Origin of the sequence: Brachybacterium sp. YJGR34 (genome assembly GCF_003347015.1) — a bacterium.
GTDB lineage: Bacteria > Actinomycetota > Actinomycetes > Actinomycetales > Dermabacteraceae > Brachybacterium.
The window spans coordinates 308,369-330,150 of record NZ_PNFB01000001.1 but is presented as its reverse complement, the minus strand read 5'-3'; the positions used below and the strand labels follow the sequence as shown (position 1 = coordinate 330,150).

Below are 21,782 nucleotides of genomic sequence, written 5' to 3'. Positions count from 1 at the left end.
TCGTAGCCACGCGCCCTCCGTGCCGTGCGGCAGGATGGCGGCATGCGCTCGTTCCTGACCGGGCTGACCGCGCGCCCACCGCTCGGCGACCATCCGATGCTCGCCGCCCTGCGCGGGCAGACCGTCGTCCACACGCGGGTCGCCTCCCGCGGCACGTGGACCGTGACGGCGCGCGGCTGGGTGCTGCACTCGCGGATCCAGGAGCTCCGACGGCCCGGCGGTCCCCCGCCCGCGGCCGACGGGGCCGACGCCGTCGGCCTGCGCGACGAGCGCGTGGTGGCGGCGCGCATCACCGCCGCCGCGGCGGAGGCGGACGGCCGGCTCGTGCTGACGCTGGCCTCGTCCCGGGGGCCGCTGCAGCTGAGCACCGACCCCCGCTGGGTGCTCTCGGGTCCCCGCGGCGCGATGCTGCAGCTCGCCGCCGACGGCGAGGTCTCCGATCAGCCCGCCGGCCCGCTGCGGCACGCGACCCCCGAGGCCCTGGCCGAGCACGCCGGCTCCGCTCCCAGCCGGATCGAGCAGCGCCTGCTCGAGCTGGGCCGGGACCAGTGTCTGCATCCGGGGCACGTGGTGACGCTGCTCGCCCAGGACGGCGCGCTCGAGGACGCCGAGTTCGAACGGCGGGGGCCGGCGCTGCTGGCCCGGATGCTGGCGCGCGGTGAGCTGCAGGCGGGATTCGTCGCGGAGGGCCGCTTCACCCCCTGGGACCTGGGGCTGGAGACGGTGGTCGAGCACATCGGCACCACCTGGACGGCCATCGGTGGGCGGACACCGGGCCCGGACATGATCGCCTGGTTCGCGCTGACCGATGCCGGGCGCGGCGCGCTGGGTCCCACGAGCCTCCAGGCCATGCCCCCGGGCATGGCGGGCTATGACAGCCCCGGTGTGGTCGGCGGTTTCCGCTGATCGGCGTCGCCGCGGGAGGGGCCGCCCCCGCCCGCGGCGGCCGGATTCCCGCCGTCGGCCGCACGAGGTTACGCTGAGACCCCCAGGTCCAGAAAGGCGTACGAGATGCCAGCACGTACCGTGACGGTCGCGAGCACCAGCGGGCTCCATGCCCGCCCGGCCGCGATCTTCTCCCAGGCCGCCAGCGAGCAGCCCGTCCTCGTCACCATCGAGACGGCGGAGGCCGCGCCCGTGAAGGCGTCGAGCATCCTCATGCTGCTCACGCTGGACGTCGGCCACGGCGAGGAGGTCACGCTCCGCGCCGAGGGGGACGCTGCCGACGAGGCGCTCGACGCCCTCGCCGCGGTGCTCGAGAAGAACCTCGACGAGGAGTTCGAGACGAGCTGACCCTCGGCGACCGCCGATGCGCGAAGGCCCCCGCCACGATCGGCGGGGGCCTTCGGCGACCTGGGCGTCATCCCTGGTCAAGAGCGGTAGCGGCGGGATTTGAACCCGCGGTACGGGGTTACCGTACACATCATTTCGAGTGATGCACCTTCGGCCGCTCGGACACGCTACCGCCGAACAGCTTACCCACCGCCTCGGTCGGGGTCCAAACCGGACGGGCGTCGACGCGAGTCACGTCACTCCGGCGAGGCGCGCCGGACCACCGTGACGTTCCCGGTGGCGTGCAGCACCGTCGCGTGCGCGGTGGAGCCGAAACGCCCCCTGCTCAGTCCGCGATGCCCGATCACCAGCATCCTCGCGCCCACCGCCGCCGCCAGCAGGCCCTCCACGGCGCTGCGCGCCTCGAGCATGCGCGACTGGACGGCGAGCCCCTCGTGCCGCGCGAGCGCCCGTGCCACGCCCTCGTCGAGGACCTCCCGCGAGCGGCTGCCCGCGCTCCAAGCCTCCGCGCCGGTCCCGTAGGGCGCGTGCGCATCGGAGCGGACGTGCACCACCCGGAGCGGCACGTCCCAGGCGGCCGCGAGGTCCGCGGCCACGTCGATCGCCTCACGCGCCGAGGGGGAGCCGTCGAAGCCGGCCAGCACCGGACCGGCCCGGTGCTCGGCGGAGCGGATCACGGCGACGGGGCAGCCGGCGTCGTGGAGGATCCCGCGGGAGACGGAGCCGAGCAGCGTGCCGAGCACGGCGCCCAGGCCACGCGTGCCCACGACCAGCAGCGCCGTCCGCTCGGAGATCTCCTCGAGCACGTCGCGCGGCAGTCCGGGACGCAGCTCGGTGGTCACGGCGACGTCGGGGAAGCGGCGGCCGACCTCCTCCGCGGCATCATCGAGCAGCCGGCTGGCCTGATTGCGAGGTCCGGCAGGGTCGATGACGGGGATCCCGCTCACCCCCTGGCCCAGCAGGGGCCAGCTCCAGGCATGGACGAGGTGCAGCTCGGACCCGGTGCAGCGGGCGAGCTCGGCGGCCCAGCGCACGGCCGCGATCGAGGCCGTCGTGTCGTCGTAGCCGACGACGATGTCCCCTCCGGCGATGTCCATGGCCCACACCTCCCGTGCGACCCTGCTGCGTCCTTCGAGGATACGCGGTCGGGTCGGCCCTGACGAGGGCAGGGGGCACCGCGTCTCACCACCCGCCGAGGGGCTCTCCCAGCTCCGCGTCGTCGTCCTCGTCCTCCTCGCCCCAGTCCCAGCGCAGGCCGAAGGTCCCCGGGCCGAAACGGGACTCGCTGAGCTGCACGCGGTCGCGCTGATCGAGGCGCACGGGCGTGACGATCTCCCCCGCCTCCGTGCGCCGGTAGCGCTCGACGTCCACCGGGCGGCGTCCGCCGCGGAACTCGACCTCGAGCAGGACGTCGTTCGCGCGGCGGGGCAGGCTGTAGAGCGACCCGGTCACCTCCGAGGCCGCCGCATGCATCTCCACCCGGTAGGCGAAGACCGCGACCTGTCCCGCGTCGAGCCATCCGTCGATCCTCAGCTCCACGCCGTAGGCGCGCCGCTCCGGCCACACCACCCTCCGCCCCACCGAACAGCCCTCCAGCGGGATGTAGGACGGGGCCACATTGGGCTCGGTGGGCTCGAGGACGTGCACGGCGGGAAGGCGGCAGATCCCGGACTCGAGGGCGCGCACCGTCAGCCGGTAGTCGAAGCGCTGGACCGTCGTGGAGGAGTCGATGACCGCCAGCTGGTGGAAGACTCTCTCGTGCGCGTACTGCTCGGGCGCTTCGAAGCCCAGGGCGTCGAGCGCATCGCGGAACACCTCCTTGCTGCTGCGCCGGCCCACGAAGGACGTGGGACGCATCGACCGGCCCCGCAGCCGCGGCGCTCCCACGAGGTCGGCGAGCGAATCGGGCGGCCGGCCCAGCAGGTCCTCGAGCGCCGCGACCACGCCGAGCGACTGCTCCCCGCCGGGCATGCTGCGGCCCGACTGCCAGTTGCTCAGGGTGCCGACGCTGACCGGGCGGCGGCGGGCCCGCAGCCGCTGGGAGATCGCGGTGAGGGACAGTCCGCTGCGCTCGATGGCGGCGCGCAGCTCCGGCGCGAAGAGCCCCTCGTCGGCCATCGCCCTCCTTCCGCCGGCACCCACGGCGCCACGTCCCTGCAGTACAGCGTACGGATCGCCGCCGCTCCCGGGGCCGGAGCCCCGACCGTTCACCCTTTAGGTCGATCGTCTGAATACTCGGGCGTAGCCTCGGCCCAGCGCCGGCCCTCGTGGTCCGACAGCGATGTCGAGCACGGGGCCGTGCCCGCCATCGTGTCACCTGCATCGCCCGTCCGCGCTCCGTCGTCGATCCGTAAGCCCATCGTGACCTGGACACCGCTTCGCCTCTCCTCGACCCCACCGTTCCTCGACCCCTGCACCGCCGCCTGGTTCCTCCGGCCGGCCCGCGCCCTGCCTGCGCGGAACCGTCGACTGCCACGAGAAGAAAGCCGTCCCCATGACTCAACACACCGTCTCCCTCAGCGGATCCCTCGCGGAGCACGGGGGCGCCGCACATCCAGCAGCTCCCGCGGCGATGCCCCGGCCGATCGAGCGGACGCTGCACGGCGACACCGTCGTCGCCCGCTACCGCTGGCTGCGCGATCTGCGGTCTCCCGAGGTCGCGGCGCACTTCGCGGCGGAGAACGCCTTCACGGACGGCGCCACCGCGCATCTGGCTCCGGCGGCCGCGGCCCTCGCAGCCCGGATCGCGCAGCTGCCGAGCGACCCCGCGCCGACCCTCCCGGTGCGCGCCGGGGCGTGGTGGTACCTCGATCGGGCCGGTGTGGACGGCACGGGGTCGCTGACCCGGGTCCCGCACCGTGAGGACCTGCTAGGACCCGACGGAATCCCCGTCCTCGACGGGGAGGAGCCGCTCGCGGGCGAGCAGGTCCTCCTCGACGACCAGCGGGACGTGGTCGGCATCGCCCTCTCGGCCGATCACCGCCTGCTCGCCCGCGCGGAGGCCGCCGCCGAGGGCTGCACCATCATCGTCACCGACATCGCCACCGGCGCCGTCCTGGACCGCTCGCTGCACGAGGTCGGACCCGATCTGGCCTTCTCCCTGGACGCAGCCTGCCTGATCTACACCGTGCTAGACGATCTGGGGCGGCGTCACCAGGTGCGGCGCCACGCCCTCGGCGCCCCCGTCGACGAGGACGTGCTGCTGTTCGAGGAGAGCGATCATTGGGCGGACCTGGACCTGACACGCCCGCGCTGCGGTGCCGCTCTGCTGATCCGCTCGATCTCGCCGATCGCCAGCGAGGTGTGGACCCTGGATCTCTCGAGCTGCGACGGGACCCCGCGCTCGGTGACCGGGCACCATCCCGGCCAGCATCCCCTCGTGGAGCACGCAGGCGACCGTCTGCTGGTGCTCCGCCGCGATCGGGACGGGCGCAGCGTGCTGTCGGAGCGGCCCCTGCACCCCGGCGGCGCGCCGGGGGAAGAGGCGGAGCTGCTGACCGCCGGGGCCGGTGAGGTGTTCGAGTCCGTCGAGGCCTTCGCCTCCTTCGTCGCCCTCCAGGTGCGGATCGGCGCCCTCCAGGCCGTGCAGCTGATCCCGCGCCGGCCGGACGGCTCGCTGGATCTCCTGGGCATGCACGGGGTGGCGAGCGAGGGAGAGCTGACCGCAGTGCACCTGGACGCGAACCCGGACTGGTCCCAGACCGCGGTCCGCTGCCGCCTGGACCGCTTCCTCAGCCCCACCGCGATCATCGACGTCGCGGTGACCACCGGCGCCTCCGCTGTGCTCGCGCATCCCAGCGTCGAGGGAATCGACCTGGAGCAGTTCCAGGAGCTCCGACTGTGGGCGGATTCGGCCGACGGCACACAGGTGCCGATCTCGCTCCTGAAGCGGCGCGACGTGCCGCTCGACGGCACCGCCCCGGGCCTCCTGTACGGGGACGGCGCCTACGGCGCCGCGACCGATCCCCTGTTCGCCCCCGAGACCCTGGCCGTGGCCGAGCGCGGGGTGGTGGTCGCGATCGCCCACGTGCGCGGCGGCGGCGAGATGGGGCCGAGCTGGCACGAGCAGGGACGGCTGCACGCCAAGAGCAGCTCCGTCGACGACTTCGTGGCCTGCGCCGATCACCTGGTCGCCGGTGGCTGGGTGGACGCGGACCGCCTCGGGAGCGTCGGGTCCGGGGCCGGCGGCCTCCTCGTCGGCGCGGCCGCGAACCGCGTCCCCGAGCGGTTCCGGGCGGTCCTGGCCGGCACCCCGCTGACCGACCTGCTGGAGACCATGCTGGACCCGGAGGTCCTGCGCACTCTTGACGAGTGGGCGGAGTGGGGCGATCCGGCCGGAGACGAGGCGGCCTACCGGAGCCTGAAGGCTCTGAGCCCGGCGGAGAACGTCCGTGCGGCGCCCTACCCGGCGGTCTACGCCTGGACCGCCCACCGGGGCACCGACGTCCCTGCCGCCTGCGCCGCGATCTGGGTCGCGACACTGCGCGAACGCGCCACCTCCGACCCCGCCGAGCGTCCGATCCTGCTGCGCTGCACACCGACCCTGGGCGGGCCCGACGATCCGCGCCTCGAGGGCGTGGTCTGGCTCCTCGACCAGGTGGGCGCCGCTAGTCTCGGGGGATGACCAGCGCCCTTCCCACCGCCCCCGTCCCCGATCGCCGCCCTGTCGAGCGGAGGTTCCACGGCGACATCGTCCAGGATCCCTTCGAGTGGCTGCGCGACAAGACCGACCCCGCCGTGATCGCCCACCTGGAGTCGGAGAACGCCTACGCGGACGCGCGCACCGCGCACCTCGGGACGCTGCGCTCCGCACTGGTCGAGGAGTTCGTCGGCCACACCCAGGAGACCGACCTCAGCGTGCCCGTGCGCCGCGACGGCTGGTGGTACATCGTGCGCACCACCGCGGGCGACGACTATCCCCGCTTCACCCGCGTCGCGGACACCGGGCGGCGCCCGGAGGTGGAGCCCGGGGTGCTGCTCGAGGGCGAGCAGGTGCTGCTGGACGCACAGGCCGAGGCGGCCGGCTCCGAGTTCTACTCCCTGGGCGGCATCGCCCTGTCCCCCGACCATTCCCGGTACGCCTACGCCGTGGACACCGCGGGCGACGAGCGCTTCACGATCCGGGTCAAGGACCTGGCCAGCGGGGAGATCGTCGACGAGGCGGTGACCGGCACCGGCTACGGCCTGGTCTTCTCCGCCGACGGGCAGTGGCTGTTCTACGCCCGGGTGGACGAGGCCTGGCGGCAGCACCAGATCTGGCGGCACCGCCTGGGCTCCCCCGCCGCGAGCGACGAGCTGGTCCTCGAAGAGGCCGACGAGCGCTTCATGATCGGCATCGACCGCTCCCGCGACGGTCGGGCCCTGATCATCCAGGCCGGCTCGACGAGCACCACCGAGGCGTGGCTGCTGGACCTCACCGATCCCACCTCCGCCCCCGTCGGCGCGGGCGGGCGGCGCGACGGCGTGGACTACGCGCTCGAGCACGCCGGGGACCGCCTGCTGGTGGTCCACAACGACGGCGCCGCCGGCTTCGCGCTCGCCCAGGCGCCGCTGTCCGCCCCCGAGGACTGGGAGGACCTGCTGGTGGCCGGGGAGGGCGAACGGCTGCTCGCCGTGGAGGCCTTCCGGGACTTCGTGGCGCTCGAGCTGCGCAGCGGCGGGCTCGCGAGCGTGCGGATCATCCCCCGCGGGGCCGACGGTTCGCTGCTGCTCGAGCAGGCCCACGACCTCGGCCACGGCGGTGACCTCGACACCGTCGAGCTGGACACCAATCCGAACTGGGACCAGACCACGGTCCGCTACCAGCTCACCAGCCTGCTCAGACCGCCCACCGTCGCCGAGCGCGACGTCGCCGCCGGCACCACGGAGGTCCTCCGCGTCACGCCGGTGCCGCACTACGACCCCTCGCTGTACGTGGAGCGGCGGGAGTGGGCGCGCGCCGAAGACGGCACCGCGATCCCCCTCAGCGTGGTCGCCCGGCGCGAGGTCGCCGCCGACGGCACCGCCCCCGGCTATCTCTACGGCTACGGCTCCTACGAGATCTCGATCGATCCCTCCTTCGTCCCCACCCGCCTCTCGCTCCTGGACCGCGGCGTGGTGGTCGCGATCGCGCACGTGCGCGGCGGCGGAGAGATGGGCCGCGACTGGTACGAGCAGGGCCGGCTGATGGAGAAGAAGAACTCCTTCAGCGACTTCGTGGCCGCCGCGGAGCACCTGGTGACCACCGGCCAGGTGGCCCCGGACCGGCTCTCCGCCGAGGGCCGCAGCGCCGGCGGGCTGCTGATGGGCGGCGTCGCGAACCTCGCTCCGGAGCGTTTCCGGGCGATCATCGCCGGGGTGCCCTTCGTCGACGCGCTGACCACGATCCTGGACCCCTCGCTGCCGCTGACCGTCGGCGAGTGGGAGGAGTGGGGCGATCCGCTGCACGACCCCGCGGTCTACGCGTACATGAAGGAGTACTCGCCCTACGAGAACGTGCGTTCCGTGGAGTACCCCGCGATCTTCGCCTCGACCTCGTTGAACGACACCCGCGTGTTCTTCGTCGAGCCGGCGAAGTGGATCGCGCGGCTGCGGGAGCAGGTCGCCTCCGACCAGGCCGAGCGTCCGATCCTGTTCCGCTGCGAGATGGTGGCCGGCCACGGCGGCCGCTCGGGCCGCTACCGCAAGTGGGAGCAGCGGGCCGACGAGCTCGCCTGGCTGCTGGACCAGCTGGGGGCGACCGAGCGGATCTGAGCGGCCGTCTCAGCTGATCAGGTACCCGCCGTCCACGGGGATCTCCGCGCCGTTGACCATGGAGGCGGCATCGGAGGCGAGCCAGACGGCGACGTCGGAGACCTCGCGCGGCTGCGCGAAGCGGTCGGCCGGGATGCGGGCGAGCATCGGCGCGGACTTCTCCGGATGATCGCCCCACACCTGCTGACCCATGTCGGTGAGCACCACGGTGGGGCAGATGGAGTTGGCCCGCACGCCGCTCGCCCCCAGCTCGAGGGCGAGGGTGCGGGTGGCCATGACCAGGCCGGCCTTGGCCACGGAGTAGGCGTAGTGCTCGGCCAGGGGGCGCAGGGCGGCGGCGGAGGCGATCGTGAGGATCGCCCCGCCGCCGTGCTCCGCCATCGCCGCCCCGGCGCGCGCCGCGAGCAGGCTCGGGGCGCGGAGGTTCACCCGCAGCGTCTCGTCGAAGCGGTCGGTGCGCAGCTGGGCGACGGTCTCCGGGTGGGAGATGCCGGCGTTGTTGACCAGCACGTCCAGCGTCCCCGGGCCATCCAGCAGTCCCGAGGCCCGCTCCCACAGCCGGTCCGGGACGTCCGGGTCGGCGAGGTCCGCGGCGAGCGTCTCGACGGCCACCCCGTGCTCCTCGCCGAGGCGCCGCGCCGGGTCCTCGAGGGCGGAGGCGTCCCGGGCGGTGAGCACCAGATCGGCGCCGGCTGCCGCGAAGGCGCGGGCGAGGTCCGCCCCGATCCCCCGGCTGGCCCCGGTGATCAGCGCGCGACGGCCCGCGAGCGGGCGGGAGGCCGGCTGCTCGCTGCTCGGAGCCATCAGAACGCGGGGAGGACGGAGCCGTCGGTGTAGGTCTCCTCGATGAACGCACGCACCTCGTCGCTGTGGAGCAGCTCGTCGAGCGCCACGATGCCGGCGTTCTCCTTGTCCGCCTCGCGGCACACCAGCATGTTCGAGTACGGGCTGTCGGAGCCGGCCTCGAGCACGAGGGCCTCCTCGGAGGGGTTCAGCCCCGCCTCGAGCGCGTAGTTGCCGTTGACGACGCCGGCGGCGAAGTCCGCGAGGGAGCGGGGGATCTGCGCGGCCTCGAGCTCCGTGAAGCGGAGGTTCATCGGGTTGGAGTCGATGTCCGCGGTGGTCGCGTCGACGGACTCCACGCCCTCGGCGAGGACGATCAGCTCGTTGTCCGCCAGCAGGCTCAGTCCACGACCGCGGTTGGCCGGATCGCTCGCGATCGCGATCTCGTCGCCGTTCTTGAGCTCGTCCAGGCTCGCGATCTTGTCCGAGTACAGGCCCATCGGCTCGATGTGCACGCCCGCGAAGCCGTGGAACTCGTAGCCCTTCTCCGCCTCCTGGGACTCCAGGAAGTTCGGGGTCTGGTAGAAGTTCGCGTCGAGGTCGCCGTCGTTGAGCGCCTGGTTGGGGATCTGGTAGTCGGTGAACTCCGTGATCGTCAGGTCGAGGCCGGCATCGGCGGCGAGGTTGTCCTGCACGAACTGCAGGATCTGCGCGTGCGGGGCGGGGGACGCGCCCACCGTGATCTCGGTGACGCCGTCCACCTCCTCGGGGCCCTCGGGAGCGCCCCCGCCGCAGGCGGCGAGGGCGAGGGCGCCGAGACCAGCGCCGGAGGCGGACAGCAGGGTGCGGCGGGGGAATGCGGTCATGAGGAGTCTCCAGGGATGTGAGGGACGGGGATCAGGACTGACGGGCGCGGTGGTCGACCGAGCGCGCGAGGGCGGAGCCGAGCGCCTGGACGGCGATCACCATGACCACCAGCAGCACGACGGTCGCGACCATGACCACATTGTCGTAGCTCTGGTAGCCCATGCGGGTGGCGAGGTCACCGAGGCCCTTGCCGCCCACCACCCCGGCCATGGCGGTGTAGCCCATCACCGTGATCGTGGTGGTGGTCAGGGAGCCGATGATGCCGGGCAGTGCCTCGGGGATGAGCACCTGGCGGATGATCTGCCAGCGCGAGGCGCCCATCATCTCCGCCGCCTCGATCTTGCCGGCGGCGATCTCCCGGAGGTTGATCTCGATGAGCCGGGCGAGGAAGGGGATCGCGGAGATCGTCAGCGCGAACATCGCCGCATTGGGCCCGGTCACTCGACCCACCACCAGGCGGGTGAGGGGGATCAGGGCGATGATGAGGATGATGAAGGGGAAGGAGCGCCCCACGTTCACGGCGAAGCCGACGGTGCGGTTGATCCAGCCGGCGAGTCGCCCCTGGGCCTTCTCGGTCTCGAACAGCAGCACGCCCAGGGGCAGGCCCACCAGCGTCCCGAACAGCATCGTGCCCGCGGTCATGTACAGGGTGATCAGCGCGTTGGACCACAGGCTGGTGTTGGAGTCCCAGGTGGTGAACACGGGGTTCTGGAGCCACTCCATCAGGCGCTCACCTCCGTCGCCACGACGCCCTCGGCGTCGAGCTCGTGCAGGAAGGCCGCCAGGCCCTCCCGGCTGATCGGCTCCCCGGTGCGGTTCTGCAGCGCCAGCTGGACGCGCCCCACCTGGGTGCCGCTGATGGTCTCGATGATGCCGGCGACGATGTGCGCCTCGGCGCCGTGCTCGTCGGCCAGGCGCACCAGGTCCTCGCTGGTGCGGAAGCGGCCGGTCCTGCCGTAGTCGCAGTTGACGAGCACCGCGTCGATGCCGGTGGGCGCCGGCGGCAGCGGGATCAGCTCGCCGGAGAGCGGCCCGTGCGGGTCGCCGGCCACCTCGAGCAGGTCACCGCTCTGGGCGATCCGCCCGTCCTGCAGGAGGGTCACGGTGTCGCAGACCTCGCGGACCACGCCCATCTCGTGGGTGATGATCACGACCGTGATGCCCAGCCGCTCGCGCAGGTCCGCGATGAGGCGCAGGATCTGGCGCGTGGTGGAGCCGTCGAGCGCGCTGGTGGGCTCGTCGCACAGCAGCACCTTGGGCTCCGCGGCGAGGCCGCGGGCGATGCCCACGCGCTGGATCTGGCCGCCGGAGAGCTGGGCGGGATGGTTGTGCTCGCGCCCGCTGAGCCCCACGAGCTCCACCAGCTCAGCGACACGGGCCTCCCGCTGCGCGCGCGGGACGCCGGCGATCTCGAGCGGGTGGGAGATGTTCTGCGCCGCGGTGCGGGAGTCCAGCAGGTTCGCGTGCTGGAACACCATGCCGATGTTGCGGCGGGCGGCGCGCAGGGCGGCGCCGTCCAGGGCCGCGATGTCCGTGCCGTCCACCTCGACGCGCCCCGCGGTGGGCTTCTCGAGCCCGGTGAGGCAGCGGATGAGGGTGGACTTCCCGGCGCCGGAACGGCCCACGATCCCGTGCACGCGCCCCTCGTCGAGATGGAGGTCGATGCCCTCGAGCGCGGTGACGGGGTCTCCCCCGCCGGGTGCGGGGAAGACCTTCGTGAGGCCGTCGAGAGTGATCACCCCGGCAGTCAAGCACCCGGGCCCGCCCGGACCGAAGCATTGGTTCATCCGGGGCAACAAACCTCACAGAGATGTGGACGAGGTCACGAGCTGCTCGCGGCCGCGGAGGAAGGCAAGGGCGAGCACCGGGGAGGCCGCCGCCTGGAAGGCCAGCCAGACCCACCCTCCCGGTCCCGAACCGAGCATCAGCGCGAGCACAGTCGCGAGCACCCATCCGCTGTCGTAGGCGATGAGGTACTTCGTGTGGGTCCCCTCGCCGCTGCGGAGCGCGAAGACGATCTCGGCGATCGCGCTCAGGGCGACCATCGCCGCGGTGAGGGCGATCATCCCGGCGGGAGCACCCAGGAGGTCGACGAGCGTCGGGAGCAGCAGCAGGTGGGCCGCGGCCACCAGGAGCTTGAAGGCACCGTCGGCCAGAAAGCCGAGACGGAGGATTCCCGGCCCTCCGGCGCTCATCGGGCCGTCCCCCGCGTCAGACCGAAGGAGCGACCCGCTGCGCCGTCGTCGGCGGCGAGCGTCACCAGGGCGTCGGCGAGATCGATCCGGCAGGCGCTCGTGCTCGCGTTCCGCTCCGGGAGCAGCTCGTACGACGTCGGCCCCGCGTCGACGAGATATCCGGGCCGCACGATGGTCCAGGCGCAGTCCGGCCCCGCGGCGCGGACCACGTCCTCCATCGCGGCGATGTCGTCGTACAGCGGTCCGCCCACCCGGCGCACCAGCGGGCGGGCGATGTACCGGAACCACCACGGCTCCCCCGCCCCCGTCGTGTGCACGGGCGAGGCGGAGACGACCACGAGGCGGCGACGGCCGCCCAGGCGTCCCAGGGCCTCGACGAGATGCGCCGTGCCCGGCGCGCAGACCGGCTGAGGATCCTTCGGGGTGCGCGAGCCGAGCGCGGAGATCACCGCGTCGGTGTCGGCGGGGAGCGTGAGGTCGGGGTCCGTGACCACCTGTGCCTGCTGGACCTCGACGCCGGGTGGCAGCTGAGCGGCGGAGGCGTCCCGGACCAGCGCGGTCACGCGGTGACCGGCGGTGAGGGCCCGTTCGAGCACGAGGGAGCCGGTGGCCCCGGTGGCCCCGGCGACGACGATATGCATGGACGCTCCCCGTGGTAGTACAGTTGTACGAAGACCATAAGGTACTCGGAGACCGACGTCAACGCTCTGCCGCCCACCGCCGGAGAGGGAGAAGGCCCGCATGTCCGCCACGAAACTGCTGATCCTCGGCGCGATCATCGAGCGAGGGACCGCGCACGGCTATCAGATCCGCAAGGACCTCGAGTCCTGGAGCGCCGATCTGTGGGGGAACCTCGGTCAGGGCTCCGTCTACCACGCGCTGCGCCGTCTGCAGGCTGACGCCCTGATCGTCACCGCCGATCCCGTCCCGGGAGCGTCCGGGCCCACGCGGACCGAGTACTCCCCCACCCCGGCGGGACGCGCGGCCTTCGTCGAGCTGCTCGAGCAGGCCCTGTCCGCGGACGGCCGCGACATGGCCGAGACCATGGCCGGCATCGGGTTCCTGCCCGTGCTCACCCGGGCTCGCGCCGTGGAGCTGCTGCACCGGCGCATCGAGGCGTACCGTGCGCGCCGCTCCCGGGTGGTCGGTGAGTACGAGCGCCATCCGGAGGAGGACTGGGCCCACCACATCGAGGCGATCCGCTTCTGGGCGCAGTCGGCCGATGAGGCCATCGCCTGGACGCAGGGACTGATCGGGAGGCTCGAAGCGGGCGCCTACGTGATGGCCGACGATCCCCGCTAGAGCTGGCGGCGATAGTCCGCGGCGAGCGCGGCGGGCCAGGTGGTGAAGGTGATGAGGGTGTCGTCGACGTGGGTGAGCTGGTCGATCGATCCCACGCGCGGCAGGGCGCGCAGGGCGGGATCCTCGATCGCCGCGAGCAGCGCCTCGATGTGCTCGCCGCTGTTGAGCACCCGGTAGGGGCGCACGGCGTCGTTCACACCGACGGCGAAGTGCTCGATGCGTCCGCCGACGGGCTCTGCCAGGCCCAGCGCGTCGTGGCGCCGGGCGAGCAGCAGCAGCGCCGCCTCTCTGCCGCCGGCCCCCTCGTCGAGCAGCGCACCGAGCTCGGCGGCGACCTCGAGCTCGTCGAACGCGCGGCCGAACCACTTCGCGTACGGCCGGTGCACCTTCTCCTGGAGGAAGGCCATCTCCATCATCAGCTCGTCCAGCCGCGCGGAGAGCAGCGCGGCGCCGCGGCGGTCCCCGGTCTCGAGGGTGCGCCCCAGCAGCGCGTGCGCCTGTCCCATGAGGTGCCACTGGCATGCCAGCATCCATCGCCAGACGTCGGTCGGGTACCAGGCCAGGGCGCCGCGCAGCGCGGTCAGCTCGCCGATGTCGTCGTGGAGCACGGGCCCGGCGAGGAGCTGACGGAGGTGCTGCTGGGGCATGGCGAGCCAGTCCGCGGCGTCCGCCGGGGCCATGGGGATCGTCGGCAGGCGGGCCGCCATCCACTGGGCGAGCGTCATGATCTCGAGGTGGTCGGCCACCTCCCCCGCCTCGAGGGAGAACCAGCGCGTCGGGTATCCGCGGTGCCGGACGGGCAGCGCGGAGCGGACCGTGCGGGCGGTGCGGTCGACGTCGTCAGCGTCCACGAACAGCTGCAGCCGCGGCCCCCACTCGTGGTCCCGGGAGCGCGCGTCGTCGAATCCCTGCACCTCGGAGCCCTCGCCGATCAGACAGGCCGCATGCGGGACCTCGACCACGGGCGCGATCACCTCCTCGTAGAGGCTCCGCGCCAGCTCCGCTCCCGTGATCTGCTCCGCCATGCCCGCAGGCTAGGCCCGCCGCGGCACGCCGTCATGGGATTTCCGGACCCTGACATTTCTCATGGGCGCTCGGTGAGCTGCGGCCCTGCTGGTCGGTGCCGCTGGTCGGAGAGAGTGAGGGGCGGGCTCCGCTAAGCTCGCCAGGACCGACGGGAAGGGAACCAGTGACCACCACCAGCGGCCGTCAGTGGGGCATCTTCTTCGCCTACACGGCCTACTCCGTGCTCACGATGGTGGTCATGGCCCCGCTGGGGGTCCTGCTGCTCCTGGGCGCCCGCCTTCCCGGGCTCGCGTCCTCCGATCCGGTCGTCACGGCGATGCTCGTGGCCCAGATCGCCGCGGGGGCATGGTCCACCTGGCGCACCATGCGCTCCTGGTCCACCGGAGCGGCAGGTTTCCGGCACGGACGCTGGGACCTGCCCCAGCTGGGCCGCATCGCGCCCGATCGCAGCGTGGTGATCGTCCTCGCCCTCGGTGCCGCCATCGCGGTGGCCACGTTCACGGCGGGATCCGACGCCCTTCTGCTGGCCTCCGCGACCACCGTGGTGATGGGCACCGTGGGAATCTGCGCCCCGTGGTGGATCAGCTCCGCCGCAGCGCTCGCCGTCGGCATCGCTGCCATCCGCCTGGGCGCTCCGGCGCCGCTCGTCGCCGTGGGCGTGGCCGTCGGGGTCGCCGCGGTGACGACGATCCGCGCCACCCTGTGGCTCGCCGCCGTGGTGCGCGAGCTCGACGACGCCCGCGCGGCCCAGACGCAGCTCGCCGTCGCCGAGGAGCGGCTGCGCTTCGCGCGCGATCTGCACGACGTCACCGGTCGGGATCTCTCCGTCATCGCCGTGAAGTCCGAGCTCGTCGCCCAGCTCGCCGAGCGCGGGGACCCCCGGGCGGTCGAGCACGGCCGCGAGGTCGCCCAGATCGCCCGCGGCTCCCTCGCCGAGATCCGCGCGCTGGTGCGCGGCTATCGGGAGGCGGATCTCGCGGCCGAGCTGCGCGGCACCGTCTCCCTGCTGCGCTCCGCCCAGGTCGAGGTCGAGGTGCACGGGGGCGCGCAGGTCGTGCCGGCAGACCGCGCCGAGCAGGCCGCCTGGGTGCTGCGGGAGGGCGGGACGAACATGCTCCGCCACGCGGCGCCGCGCCAGGCGAGCATCGCCCTGGGCGCCGAGGGCCTGCGCCTGGTCAACGACGGCGTCCACGAGGACGGCGCGGTGCACGAGGGCGCGGGCCTGACCGGCATGCGCGAGCGCCTCGGCCCGGGATCGTCGCTCACCACGCGCCGTGAGGACGGCCGCTTCACCCTCGATGTCCGCTTCGATACCTCTGGAGACCCCCGATGACCGCCGCCGTCCCCTCGCCGTCCCCGCTGTCCGTGATCCTCATCGACGACGAGCACCTCATCCGCTCGGCGCTGGCCACGATGCTCTCGCTCGAGGAGGACCTGGCGGTGCGCGGCGAGGCGGGCACCGCCGCCGAGGGCGTGCGCCTGGCCGGCGCGGAGCAGCCCACGGTCGCGATCGTGGACCTGCAGCTCCCGGACGGCGACGGCCTCGAGGTGTGCACGCGGATCGGCGAGGTCTCCCCCGCCACCCGCTGCCTGATCCTCACCTCGCACGCCCGCCCGGGCTACCTCAAGCGGGCGCTCGCCCAGGGTGTGCTCGGCTTCCTGCCCAAGACCGTCAGCGCCGAGGCGCTCGCGGCGGCGGTGCGCTCGGTCGCCGCCGGCCGGCGGGCCATCGACCCGGAGCTCGCCGCGGACACCATCGCCTCCGGCGATTCGCCGCTGACGCCGCGGGAGGCCGACGTGCTCGAGTACGCGGCCGACGGCGCCCCGATCGAGCAGATCGCGCGCCGTGCCCACCTCGCGGAGGGCACGGTGCGCAACTACCTCTCGAGCGCTCAGGCGAAGCTGCAGGCCGCCAATCGGCACGAGGCCGTGTCCATCGCGCGGGCGCAGGGCTGGATCTGACTCAGGAGGAGGCTCCCTCGGCGAAGCTCGCGTCGACGACGGTGGCCACGTCGATCGGCTCGGCGTAGGTGATCTGCCCCGCCTCGATCCAGACCGCCTGCATGCTCTCCAGCTGGTCGGGCTGCGGGGCGAGGTCCTCGAGGTAGGAGTACATCGGCGAGGCCTTGAGGACGTCGATCTCCTGGCCCAGGGTCTCGGCGAGGATCTCGTAGACCTCGTCGGTCTGCGTGCCGTCGGCGGAGAGCTCCTGCGCTCCCTGGGCGAGCGCGGTGAAGAAGGGCTGGGCGAGGTCCCCGCCCTGGAAGGTCTCCGAGTAGATGACGCCGGTGCCGGTCGTGCCCTGGGCGGGCACGGCGAGCGGCGAGGCGATCCCCGCCTCCTCGATCGCGGTCGAGAAGGGGGCCGACGGGGTGGCCGCGGCCACCGAGCCGTTCTCGAGCGCGGCCTGCTGATCGGGGGTGGCGAGGTTGGAGACCTCGACGTCGTTCAGGGTCAGGCCTCCCTCCTCGAGCATGGCCGCCAGCAGGTAGCCGCCGGTGGCGCCCGGGCCGCCGGCGACGCCGATGGCGCGCCCCTTCAGGTCCGCCACGGAGGTCACGGTGCCGTCGTCGAGGAGGGACTGCTCGACCTCGAGCGCGGTGGGCGAGTTCTCGAGGTCGCCCGGCGAGATGCCCATCGAGCCGACGATCTTGAAGGCCAGCCCCTGGTCGAGGGCGTTGAACATGCCGGCGCTGAATCCGGCGACCATGACGTCGAGCTGGTCGTTGGAGAGCATCGGGATGCCGTCCTGGCCGGACTTCAGCGGGGTCAGCTCGACGGTGATGCCGGCGTCCTCGAAGAAGCCCATCGCGTCGGCGACGTAGAGGGGCGCGAACAGCGCCGAGGGCAGGTGGCCCACCCGGACGGTGCCCGAGGCGTCACCGGCACCGGAGCCGGAGTCCTCGCCGGTCACGGCGGGGCCGCAGGCGGCCAGGGCGCCACCGGCCGCGGTGGCGGAGGCGAGGGAGAGGAGGGTGCGTCGTCGCATGGGGGATTCCTTGGGGTGCGGGGTGGGGAGGGGGATCAGGAGCGGCGCCAGGGCAGCAGCAGCTTCTCGCTGCGGCTGAGCAGGGCGGTCAGAGTGGCGCCGATGATGCCGATCACCAGCAGGCCCACGTACAGCTTCTCCGGGATGAACAACTGCCAGGAGTTCCAGATCAGGTAGCCGAGCCCGGTGGTCGAGGCGCCGGTGAACTCCACCGCCGTGACCACCACGACGGCGGTGCCGGTGGCGGTCTTCAGACCCGAGAAGACGAAGGGCATCGCCCCGGGCAGCACCACGTGGCGGAAGCGGGAGAATCCGCTGGCTCCGTAGGCGGAGCCGGCCTCGAGGAGCTTGCGGTCGATCGCCCACACGCCGGAGACGGTCGCGATCTGCATGACGAAGAAGGTCGTGATGAACACGGCGATGAGCTTGGGCAGCTCGGTGGGCCCGAAGATCATCAGCAGGATCGGGAAGATCGCGATCTTGGGCAGCGGGTACAGCGCGCTGAACAGCGGGCCCAGCGCCGCGTTGAGGGCCCGCGAGGACCCCATCAGCAGGCCCATGACGATGCCGCCCAGGGCGCCCAGCCCACCGCCGACCAGCAGACGCAGGAGCGTGGGCCCGGTGTGCTCCCACAGCTCACCGCTGAGGGCCATCTCCCAGCCGGCGGCGAGGATGGTGGTGGGCGGCGGGAAGAACCGCGGGTCGATGATGAGCGCGCGGGCGCAGATCTCCCAGGCCAGCACCAGCACCACCGGGGTGCCGATCGAGAGCACCAGGTCACGGGTGCGCAGGCGGTTCTCACGGGCGCGATGCGCGGAGGCGGCCGCGAGGGTGCGCTGCTCGCGCTCGGTCGCGGCGTCGGCCGCGGCGACGTCGGGCGATGGGGCGGTCATGCTCTCTCCTCGGCAGTGCGGGCGTCGTCGCGCAGCAGGTTCCAGATGCGGGCGCGCAGCTCGCCGAAGGCGGGGCTGCGCTCGATGTCGAAGGAGCGGGGGCGCTCGAAGGGGACGGTGATGTCCTCCCGCAGGGTGCCGGGCCGGCCGGACATGACGATCACCCGGTCGCTGAGCAGGATCGCCTCGTCGATGTCGTGGGTGACCATGAGGACCGTCTTGCGCTCCTGCTCCCACAGGGCGATGAGCTCCTCCTGCATGAGCATGCGGGTCTGGGCGTCCAGCGCCCCCAGCGGCTCGTCCATGAGCAGCACCGGCGAGCCGGTCGCGAAGGCGCGGGCGATCGCGACGCGCTGGCGCATGCCGCCGGAGAGCTGATGGGGGTAGGAGCCCGCGAAATCGGTCAGGCGCACGCGGGCCAGCCAGTCGCGCGCGGTGGCCTCGCGCTCGGCCTTCCCGGCGCCGCTCATCCGCAGCCCGAAGGCGACGTTGTCCAGCACGGTCATCCAGGGGAAGACCCCGTGCTCCTGGAAGACGAAGGCGGCGGGGATCCGCTGCCCGTCGTCGGTGAGGGAGACGGTGCCCACGGTGCGCTCCTCGAGCCCCCCGAGGATCCGCAGGAAGGTGGACTTCCCGCAGCCCGAGGGGCCCACGATGCAGGTGAAGGAGCCCGGCTCGAGGGTCAGCGAGAAGTCCTCGAGGGCCCAGACGGCCTCGCCCCCGGCGAAGAAGACCTTCGAGACGTCCTCGGCGACGACGGCCGCCTGCTCGGCGGGCGCCGGAGGGGGCGCAGCGGCGTTCATGGGCAACTCCTCGGGTTCGGGCAGACCCACCACTGTAGGCAGAGCGGCACCGCACCACCGGCCGCGCCCGCGGAGCGGACGGCCTCAGCGCCGCCGGCGGGCGCGGAAGAACTCCCGCAGGAGGTCACCGCACTCCGGGGCGCGCACCCCGGTGGTGAGCTGCACGCGATGGTTCAGCCGCGGCTCGCGGACCAGGTCGTAGAGGGAGCCGGCGGCGCCGGCCTTGGGGTCGGCGGCGCCGACGACCAGCCGCTGCACCCGGGCCAGGACGATCGCCCCGGCGCACATGGTGCACGGCTCGAGCGTGACCGCGAGCGTCACGCCCGAGAGGTTCCACCGGCCGGTGACGCGGGCGGCCTCGCGCAGGGCGAGGATCTCGGCGTGGGCGGTGGGGTCCTCGTCGACCTCCCGGCGGTTCCCGGCCGCGGCCAGCACCTGTCCGTCGGCGGCGAGGACCACGGCGCCGATCGGGACGTCGGCGGGATCGCGGTCCGCGGCGGCGCGGGCCTGCTCGAGCGCGAGGCCCATCAGCGCGTCGTCGGTGAGGGGGTGGGTCATGGGCCCATTCTCGCCCGCTCCGCTCGGAGCCTCTCGCCGAGCACGGCGCGACGCGCCTCGAGCAGGCCGCCGTCGGCACCTCCGGGCAGGGCGCTCTGGACGGATCTTGCTCGATCTCACGGAACTCACGGGACCGGGCACCCCCTGCGCGACCGGGCGCACCGGTGGCGTCCGGTAGATTCGCCCCATGCGCGTCCTGGAGATCGATCACCCCCTCGTGGCCCACAAGCTGACGGTGCTGCGCAACAGCGCCACCCATTCCTCGGTGTTCCGCCAGCTCGCCGACGAGCTGGTGACCCTCCTGGCCTACGAGGCCACCCGCAACGTCGCCGTCGCCCCGGTGCAGATCGACACCCCGGTGACCACGATGACCGGCACGCGCCTGACCAAGCCCGCGCCGCTCGTGGTGCCGATCCTGCGCGCCGGTCTCGGGATGCTCGACGGGCTCACCCGGCTGCTGCCCACCGCCGAGGTGGGCTTCCTGGGCATGGTCCGCAACGACGAGACCCTCGAGGTCACCACCTACGCCAACCGCCTGCCCGACGACCTCTCGGGCCGCCAGTGCTTCGTGCTGGACCCGATGCTGGCCACCGGGCACACCCTCATCGCCTCCGTCGAGTACCTGCACGAGCGCGGCGCCCGGGACATCACCTGCGTGACGCTGCTGTGCGCACCCGAGGGCCTGAAGGCCCTGGAGGAGCAGATCGACGCGGCGATCGACCTCACCGTCGTCACCGCCGCGGTCGACGAGAAGCTCAACGAGAAGGGCTACATCGTTCCGGGCCTCGGAGACGCCGGCGATCGGCTCTTCGGCGTCGTCGACTGATCATCTGATCGACGCGCTGCGGGGCGCGAGCGGCAGGAGATCGGGCAGGACGGCATCACCCGGTCGGGCCGACGAGATGGCGCTCACCGCGCCGGATGACGGGCACGATGTGGCTCGAACCCCTGCCGGATCGCTGTGACCTGCACGGACAGCCCCGCACGTCTCAGAATGCGAACCCGCTCTTGTCCCGCGGGGCGCGGCAGGGCAGGATCTCGGCCATGACGTCGATCGCCACGCGCAGCCAGAGCACCCGCCGGGTGCTCCGCTCCGTGATGTGCTCGATGATGTCCATGATGATGATGCCGATGATGCATCGTCAGCCGAGCCTCTGAGCGCTCACGACTCCACCGAGGTCGGCTGACAGGAGCCGGCCGGAAGGCGCGGGCTCCAGGTGCTACCGGGAGCACACCCCTGAACGATCCGCCGCACGGCGTCGATCTCCCAGGGATCCCGGGTCCACCAGCCGCCGCGCAGAACGCGCCGCCCCTCGGAGAACTCGCATCATGACCATCGCCCTGGATCGCCCCACCGCCCCCCACGCCGATCACACCCCCGCCCGCCCGCTGTACCGGGTGGGAGGCGCTGCGCCCCGACCCCGCCCCCGGGTCGCGGACGACGCCGTCACCGTCACCGTGTCCGTCACCCTCCCCGCCGGCACCGGGGACGTCGAGGCCGCCTTGGTCGCCGACGAGCTGCGCACCCACGCCACCCGCCTGGTCGCCGCCCGCGACGGGCGCACGACCGTCTCGGTCAACAGCCCCAGCGCCTTCGCGAGCACCGCCCGCCCGGGGTCCCGCACGCTGCCCCCGCGCACCCAGGGCGCCGCCGCGGTGAGCCCGCTGCGCCCGCGCCGGGGCGGAGTCGTCTCCCCGAACTCGCCGGCGCGCCGGGACGCCGAGGCGGCTCGCCGCCGCGCCCTCCAGGCGACCGCGGTCAGCCCCTCCAGCCCCTCCTCCGCCCCGGAGGACAGCCTGGTGATCGACCTGTTCGGGCGCCGCGTGCGCATCGACGGACAGGATGTGGACTTCACCTACAAGGAGTTCGAGCTGCTCGCCCAGCTGGCCGGCAACTCGCGTCGCACCCTCTCGCGCACGGATCTCATGGAGACGGTGTGGGCCGAGGCGCCCGAGGACACCGGCGAGCGCACCGTCGACGTGCACGTGCGCCGGGTGCGGACCAAGCTGGGCCGCTACCGCCGCCTCATCTCGACCGTCCGCGGCGCCGGCTACCGCCTGGACCCGGGCAGCGACGTCGCGATCCTCGGCTGATCGACGAGCTGCGAGGAACGAGCGGCAGGAGATCAGCCAGAGAACACCGCCTGAGCTGCGAGGACCTCGCGGCGCGCGCAGGCACCTTCACCGTGGAATACCGCCGGATTCCACGGTGAAGGTGCCTGCACCGTGGACGGACGCGCTCTCCCCGCGCGTCGGCGTGCGGCGCGAAGGGGGCAGGGAAAGCGATGAGCGGCCCGGAGCTCTCCTCGACGGTGTCGGGGGCTCACGGACCGCTCATCAG

23 protein-coding genes and 1 tRNA gene are annotated in these 21,782 nt (G+C 73.0%); 9 read left to right on the top strand and 15 right to left on the bottom strand.

The features are described from left to right. The first annotated feature begins 42 nt into the window (after positions 1-42). Entirely contained in the window at positions 43-906 is an 864-nt protein-coding gene (locus tag CXH06_RS01405) for a hypothetical protein (protein WP_114853354.1), read from the top strand. Between the two features lie 105 nt (positions 907-1,011). After that, positions 1,012-1,293 (top strand): HPr family phosphocarrier protein, encoded by a 282-nt coding sequence (locus CXH06_RS01400; protein ID WP_114853353.1) that lies wholly within the window; start codon positions 1,012-1,014, stop codon positions 1,291-1,293. An 84-nt stretch (positions 1,294-1,377) separates the two neighbouring features. On the opposite strand, the gene CXH06_RS01395 is transcribed toward CXH06_RS01400, so the two are convergent. From CXH06_RS01395 to CXH06_RS01385, 3 genes are all read right to left on the bottom strand, one after another. Continuing rightward, positions 1,378-1,465, bottom strand: a tRNA-Ser gene (locus CXH06_RS01395). 64 nt (positions 1,466-1,529) lie between these two features. Next, positions 1,530-2,390, bottom strand: a complete 861-nt coding sequence (locus tag CXH06_RS01390; protein WP_114853352.1) for a universal stress protein — start codon at positions 2,388-2,390, stop codon at positions 1,530-1,532. Positions 2,391-2,475: 85 nt separating this feature from the next. Next, entirely contained in the window at positions 2,476-3,411 is a 936-nt protein-coding gene (locus tag CXH06_RS01385) for a DNA-binding transcriptional regulator (RefSeq protein ID WP_114853351.1), read from the bottom strand. A 376-nt stretch (positions 3,412-3,787) separates the two neighbouring features. Between CXH06_RS01385 and CXH06_RS01380 the strand changes: the two genes are divergently transcribed. Both CXH06_RS01380 and CXH06_RS01375 read left to right on the top strand, forming a co-directional pair. Next, positions 3,788-5,917 (top strand): prolyl oligopeptidase family serine peptidase, encoded by a 2,130-nt coding sequence (locus CXH06_RS01380; RefSeq protein ID WP_114853350.1) that lies wholly within the window; start codon positions 3,788-3,790, stop codon positions 5,915-5,917. Next, positions 5,914-8,025 (top strand): S9 family peptidase, encoded by a 2,112-nt coding sequence (locus tag CXH06_RS01375; protein WP_114853349.1) that lies wholly within the window; start codon positions 5,914-5,916, stop codon positions 8,023-8,025. The genes CXH06_RS01380 and CXH06_RS01375 overlap by 4 nt, the downstream gene beginning before the upstream one ends. 9 nt (positions 8,026-8,034) lie before the next feature. On the opposite strand, the gene CXH06_RS01370 is transcribed toward CXH06_RS01375, so the two are convergent. From CXH06_RS01370 to CXH06_RS01345, 6 genes are all read right to left on the bottom strand, one after another. Next, on the bottom strand, positions 8,035-8,829 hold the full coding sequence (locus CXH06_RS01370) for an SDR family NAD(P)-dependent oxidoreductase (RefSeq protein WP_114853348.1): 795 nt from the start codon (positions 8,827-8,829) through the stop codon (positions 8,035-8,037). After that, positions 8,829-9,674 carry a MetQ/NlpA family ABC transporter substrate-binding protein gene (locus CXH06_RS01365; protein ID WP_114853347.1) on the bottom strand — a complete coding sequence of 282 codons (846 nt, stop codon included), beginning with the start codon at positions 9,672-9,674 and terminating at the stop codon, positions 8,829-8,831. The genes CXH06_RS01370 and CXH06_RS01365 overlap by 1 nt, the downstream gene beginning before the upstream one ends. A 31-nt stretch (positions 9,675-9,705) precedes the next feature. Beyond that, positions 9,706-10,398: a methionine ABC transporter permease gene (locus tag CXH06_RS01360; protein WP_114853346.1), complete on the bottom strand. Its 693-nt coding sequence runs from the start codon at positions 10,396-10,398 to the stop codon at positions 9,706-9,708. Further along, positions 10,398-11,414 (bottom strand): methionine ABC transporter ATP-binding protein, encoded by a 1,017-nt coding sequence (locus CXH06_RS01355; protein WP_157975548.1) that lies wholly within the window; start codon positions 11,412-11,414, stop codon positions 10,398-10,400. The genes CXH06_RS01360 and CXH06_RS01355 overlap by 1 nt, the downstream gene beginning before the upstream one ends. A gap of 63 nt (positions 11,415-11,477) precedes the next feature. Then, positions 11,478-11,870 (bottom strand): hypothetical protein, encoded by a 393-nt coding sequence (locus CXH06_RS01350; protein ID WP_114853344.1) that lies wholly within the window; start codon positions 11,868-11,870, stop codon positions 11,478-11,480. Continuing rightward, positions 11,867-12,511, bottom strand: coding sequence for an NAD(P)-dependent oxidoreductase (locus CXH06_RS01345; protein WP_157975547.1), 645 nt, complete (start codon positions 12,509-12,511; stop codon positions 11,867-11,869). Before CXH06_RS01345 ends, CXH06_RS01350 begins: the two co-directional genes overlap by 4 nt. Positions 12,512-12,611: 100 nt before the next feature. On the opposite strand from CXH06_RS01345, the gene CXH06_RS01340 reads away from it, so the two are divergent. Next, entirely contained in the window at positions 12,612-13,172 is a 561-nt protein-coding gene (locus CXH06_RS01340; protein ID WP_114853342.1) for a PadR family transcriptional regulator, read from the top strand. Here CXH06_RS01340 and CXH06_RS01335 read toward each other — a convergent pair. Beyond that, on the bottom strand, positions 13,169-14,197 hold the full coding sequence (locus CXH06_RS01335) for a DUF4037 domain-containing protein (protein WP_114853341.1): 1,029 nt from the start codon (positions 14,195-14,197) through the stop codon (positions 13,169-13,171). The genes CXH06_RS01340 and CXH06_RS01335 overlap by 4 nt on opposite strands. A 164-nt stretch (positions 14,198-14,361) precedes the next feature. Between CXH06_RS01335 and CXH06_RS01330 the strand changes: the two genes are divergently transcribed. Next, on the top strand, positions 14,362-15,531 hold the full coding sequence (locus CXH06_RS01330) for a sensor histidine kinase (protein ID WP_114853340.1): 1,170 nt from the start codon (positions 14,362-14,364) through the stop codon (positions 15,529-15,531). Further along, complete coding sequence (locus CXH06_RS01325; protein WP_114853339.1) at positions 15,528-16,160, top strand: response regulator transcription factor; 633 nt, start codon at positions 15,528-15,530, stop codon at positions 16,158-16,160. Before CXH06_RS01330 ends, CXH06_RS01325 begins: the two co-directional genes overlap by 4 nt. A gap of 1 nt (position 16,161) precedes the next feature. Here the strand turns inward: CXH06_RS01325 and CXH06_RS01320 are convergent, their stop codons facing one another. The 4 genes from CXH06_RS01320 to tadA all read right to left on the bottom strand — a co-directional run bounded on the left by CXH06_RS01320 (position 16,162) and on the right by tadA (position 19,441). Further along, a complete protein-coding gene (locus tag CXH06_RS01320; RefSeq protein ID WP_114853338.1) occupies positions 16,162-17,187 on the bottom strand; it encodes an ABC transporter substrate-binding protein in 1,026 nt (341 codons plus the stop codon). A 35-nt stretch (positions 17,188-17,222) separates the two neighbouring features. Continuing rightward, the gene (locus CXH06_RS01315) at positions 17,223-18,080 is read right to left on the bottom strand and encodes an ABC transporter permease (protein WP_114853337.1); all 858 of its coding nucleotides are present in this window, start codon (positions 18,078-18,080) and stop codon (positions 17,223-17,225) included. Then, entirely contained in the window at positions 18,077-18,883 is an 807-nt protein-coding gene (locus tag CXH06_RS01310; protein ID WP_114853336.1) for an ABC transporter ATP-binding protein, read from the bottom strand. The genes CXH06_RS01315 and CXH06_RS01310 overlap by 4 nt, the downstream gene beginning before the upstream one ends. Positions 18,884-18,967: 84 nt before the next feature. Continuing rightward, a complete protein-coding gene (gene tadA / locus CXH06_RS01305; RefSeq protein WP_114853335.1) occupies positions 18,968-19,441 on the bottom strand; it encodes a tRNA adenosine(34) deaminase TadA in 474 nt (157 codons plus the stop codon). A gap of 187 nt (positions 19,442-19,628) precedes the next feature. On the opposite strand from tadA, the gene upp reads away from it, so the two are divergent. Continuing rightward, complete coding sequence (gene upp, locus CXH06_RS01300) at positions 19,629-20,267, top strand: uracil phosphoribosyltransferase (RefSeq protein WP_114853334.1); 639 nt, start codon at positions 19,629-19,631, stop codon at positions 20,265-20,267. A gap of 163 nt (positions 20,268-20,430) precedes the next feature. Here upp and CXH06_RS18695 read toward each other — a convergent pair whose 3' ends face one another. Then, complete coding sequence (locus tag CXH06_RS18695; protein WP_255411406.1) at positions 20,431-20,559, bottom strand: hypothetical protein; 129 nt, start codon at positions 20,557-20,559, stop codon at positions 20,431-20,433. Positions 20,560-20,770: 211 nt separating this feature from the next. On the opposite strand from CXH06_RS18695, the gene CXH06_RS01295 reads away from it, so the two are divergent. Continuing rightward, complete coding sequence (locus tag CXH06_RS01295) at positions 20,771-21,535, top strand: winged helix-turn-helix domain-containing protein (RefSeq protein WP_114853333.1); 765 nt, start codon at positions 20,771-20,773, stop codon at positions 21,533-21,535. Positions 21,536-21,782: the final 247 nt, after the last annotated feature.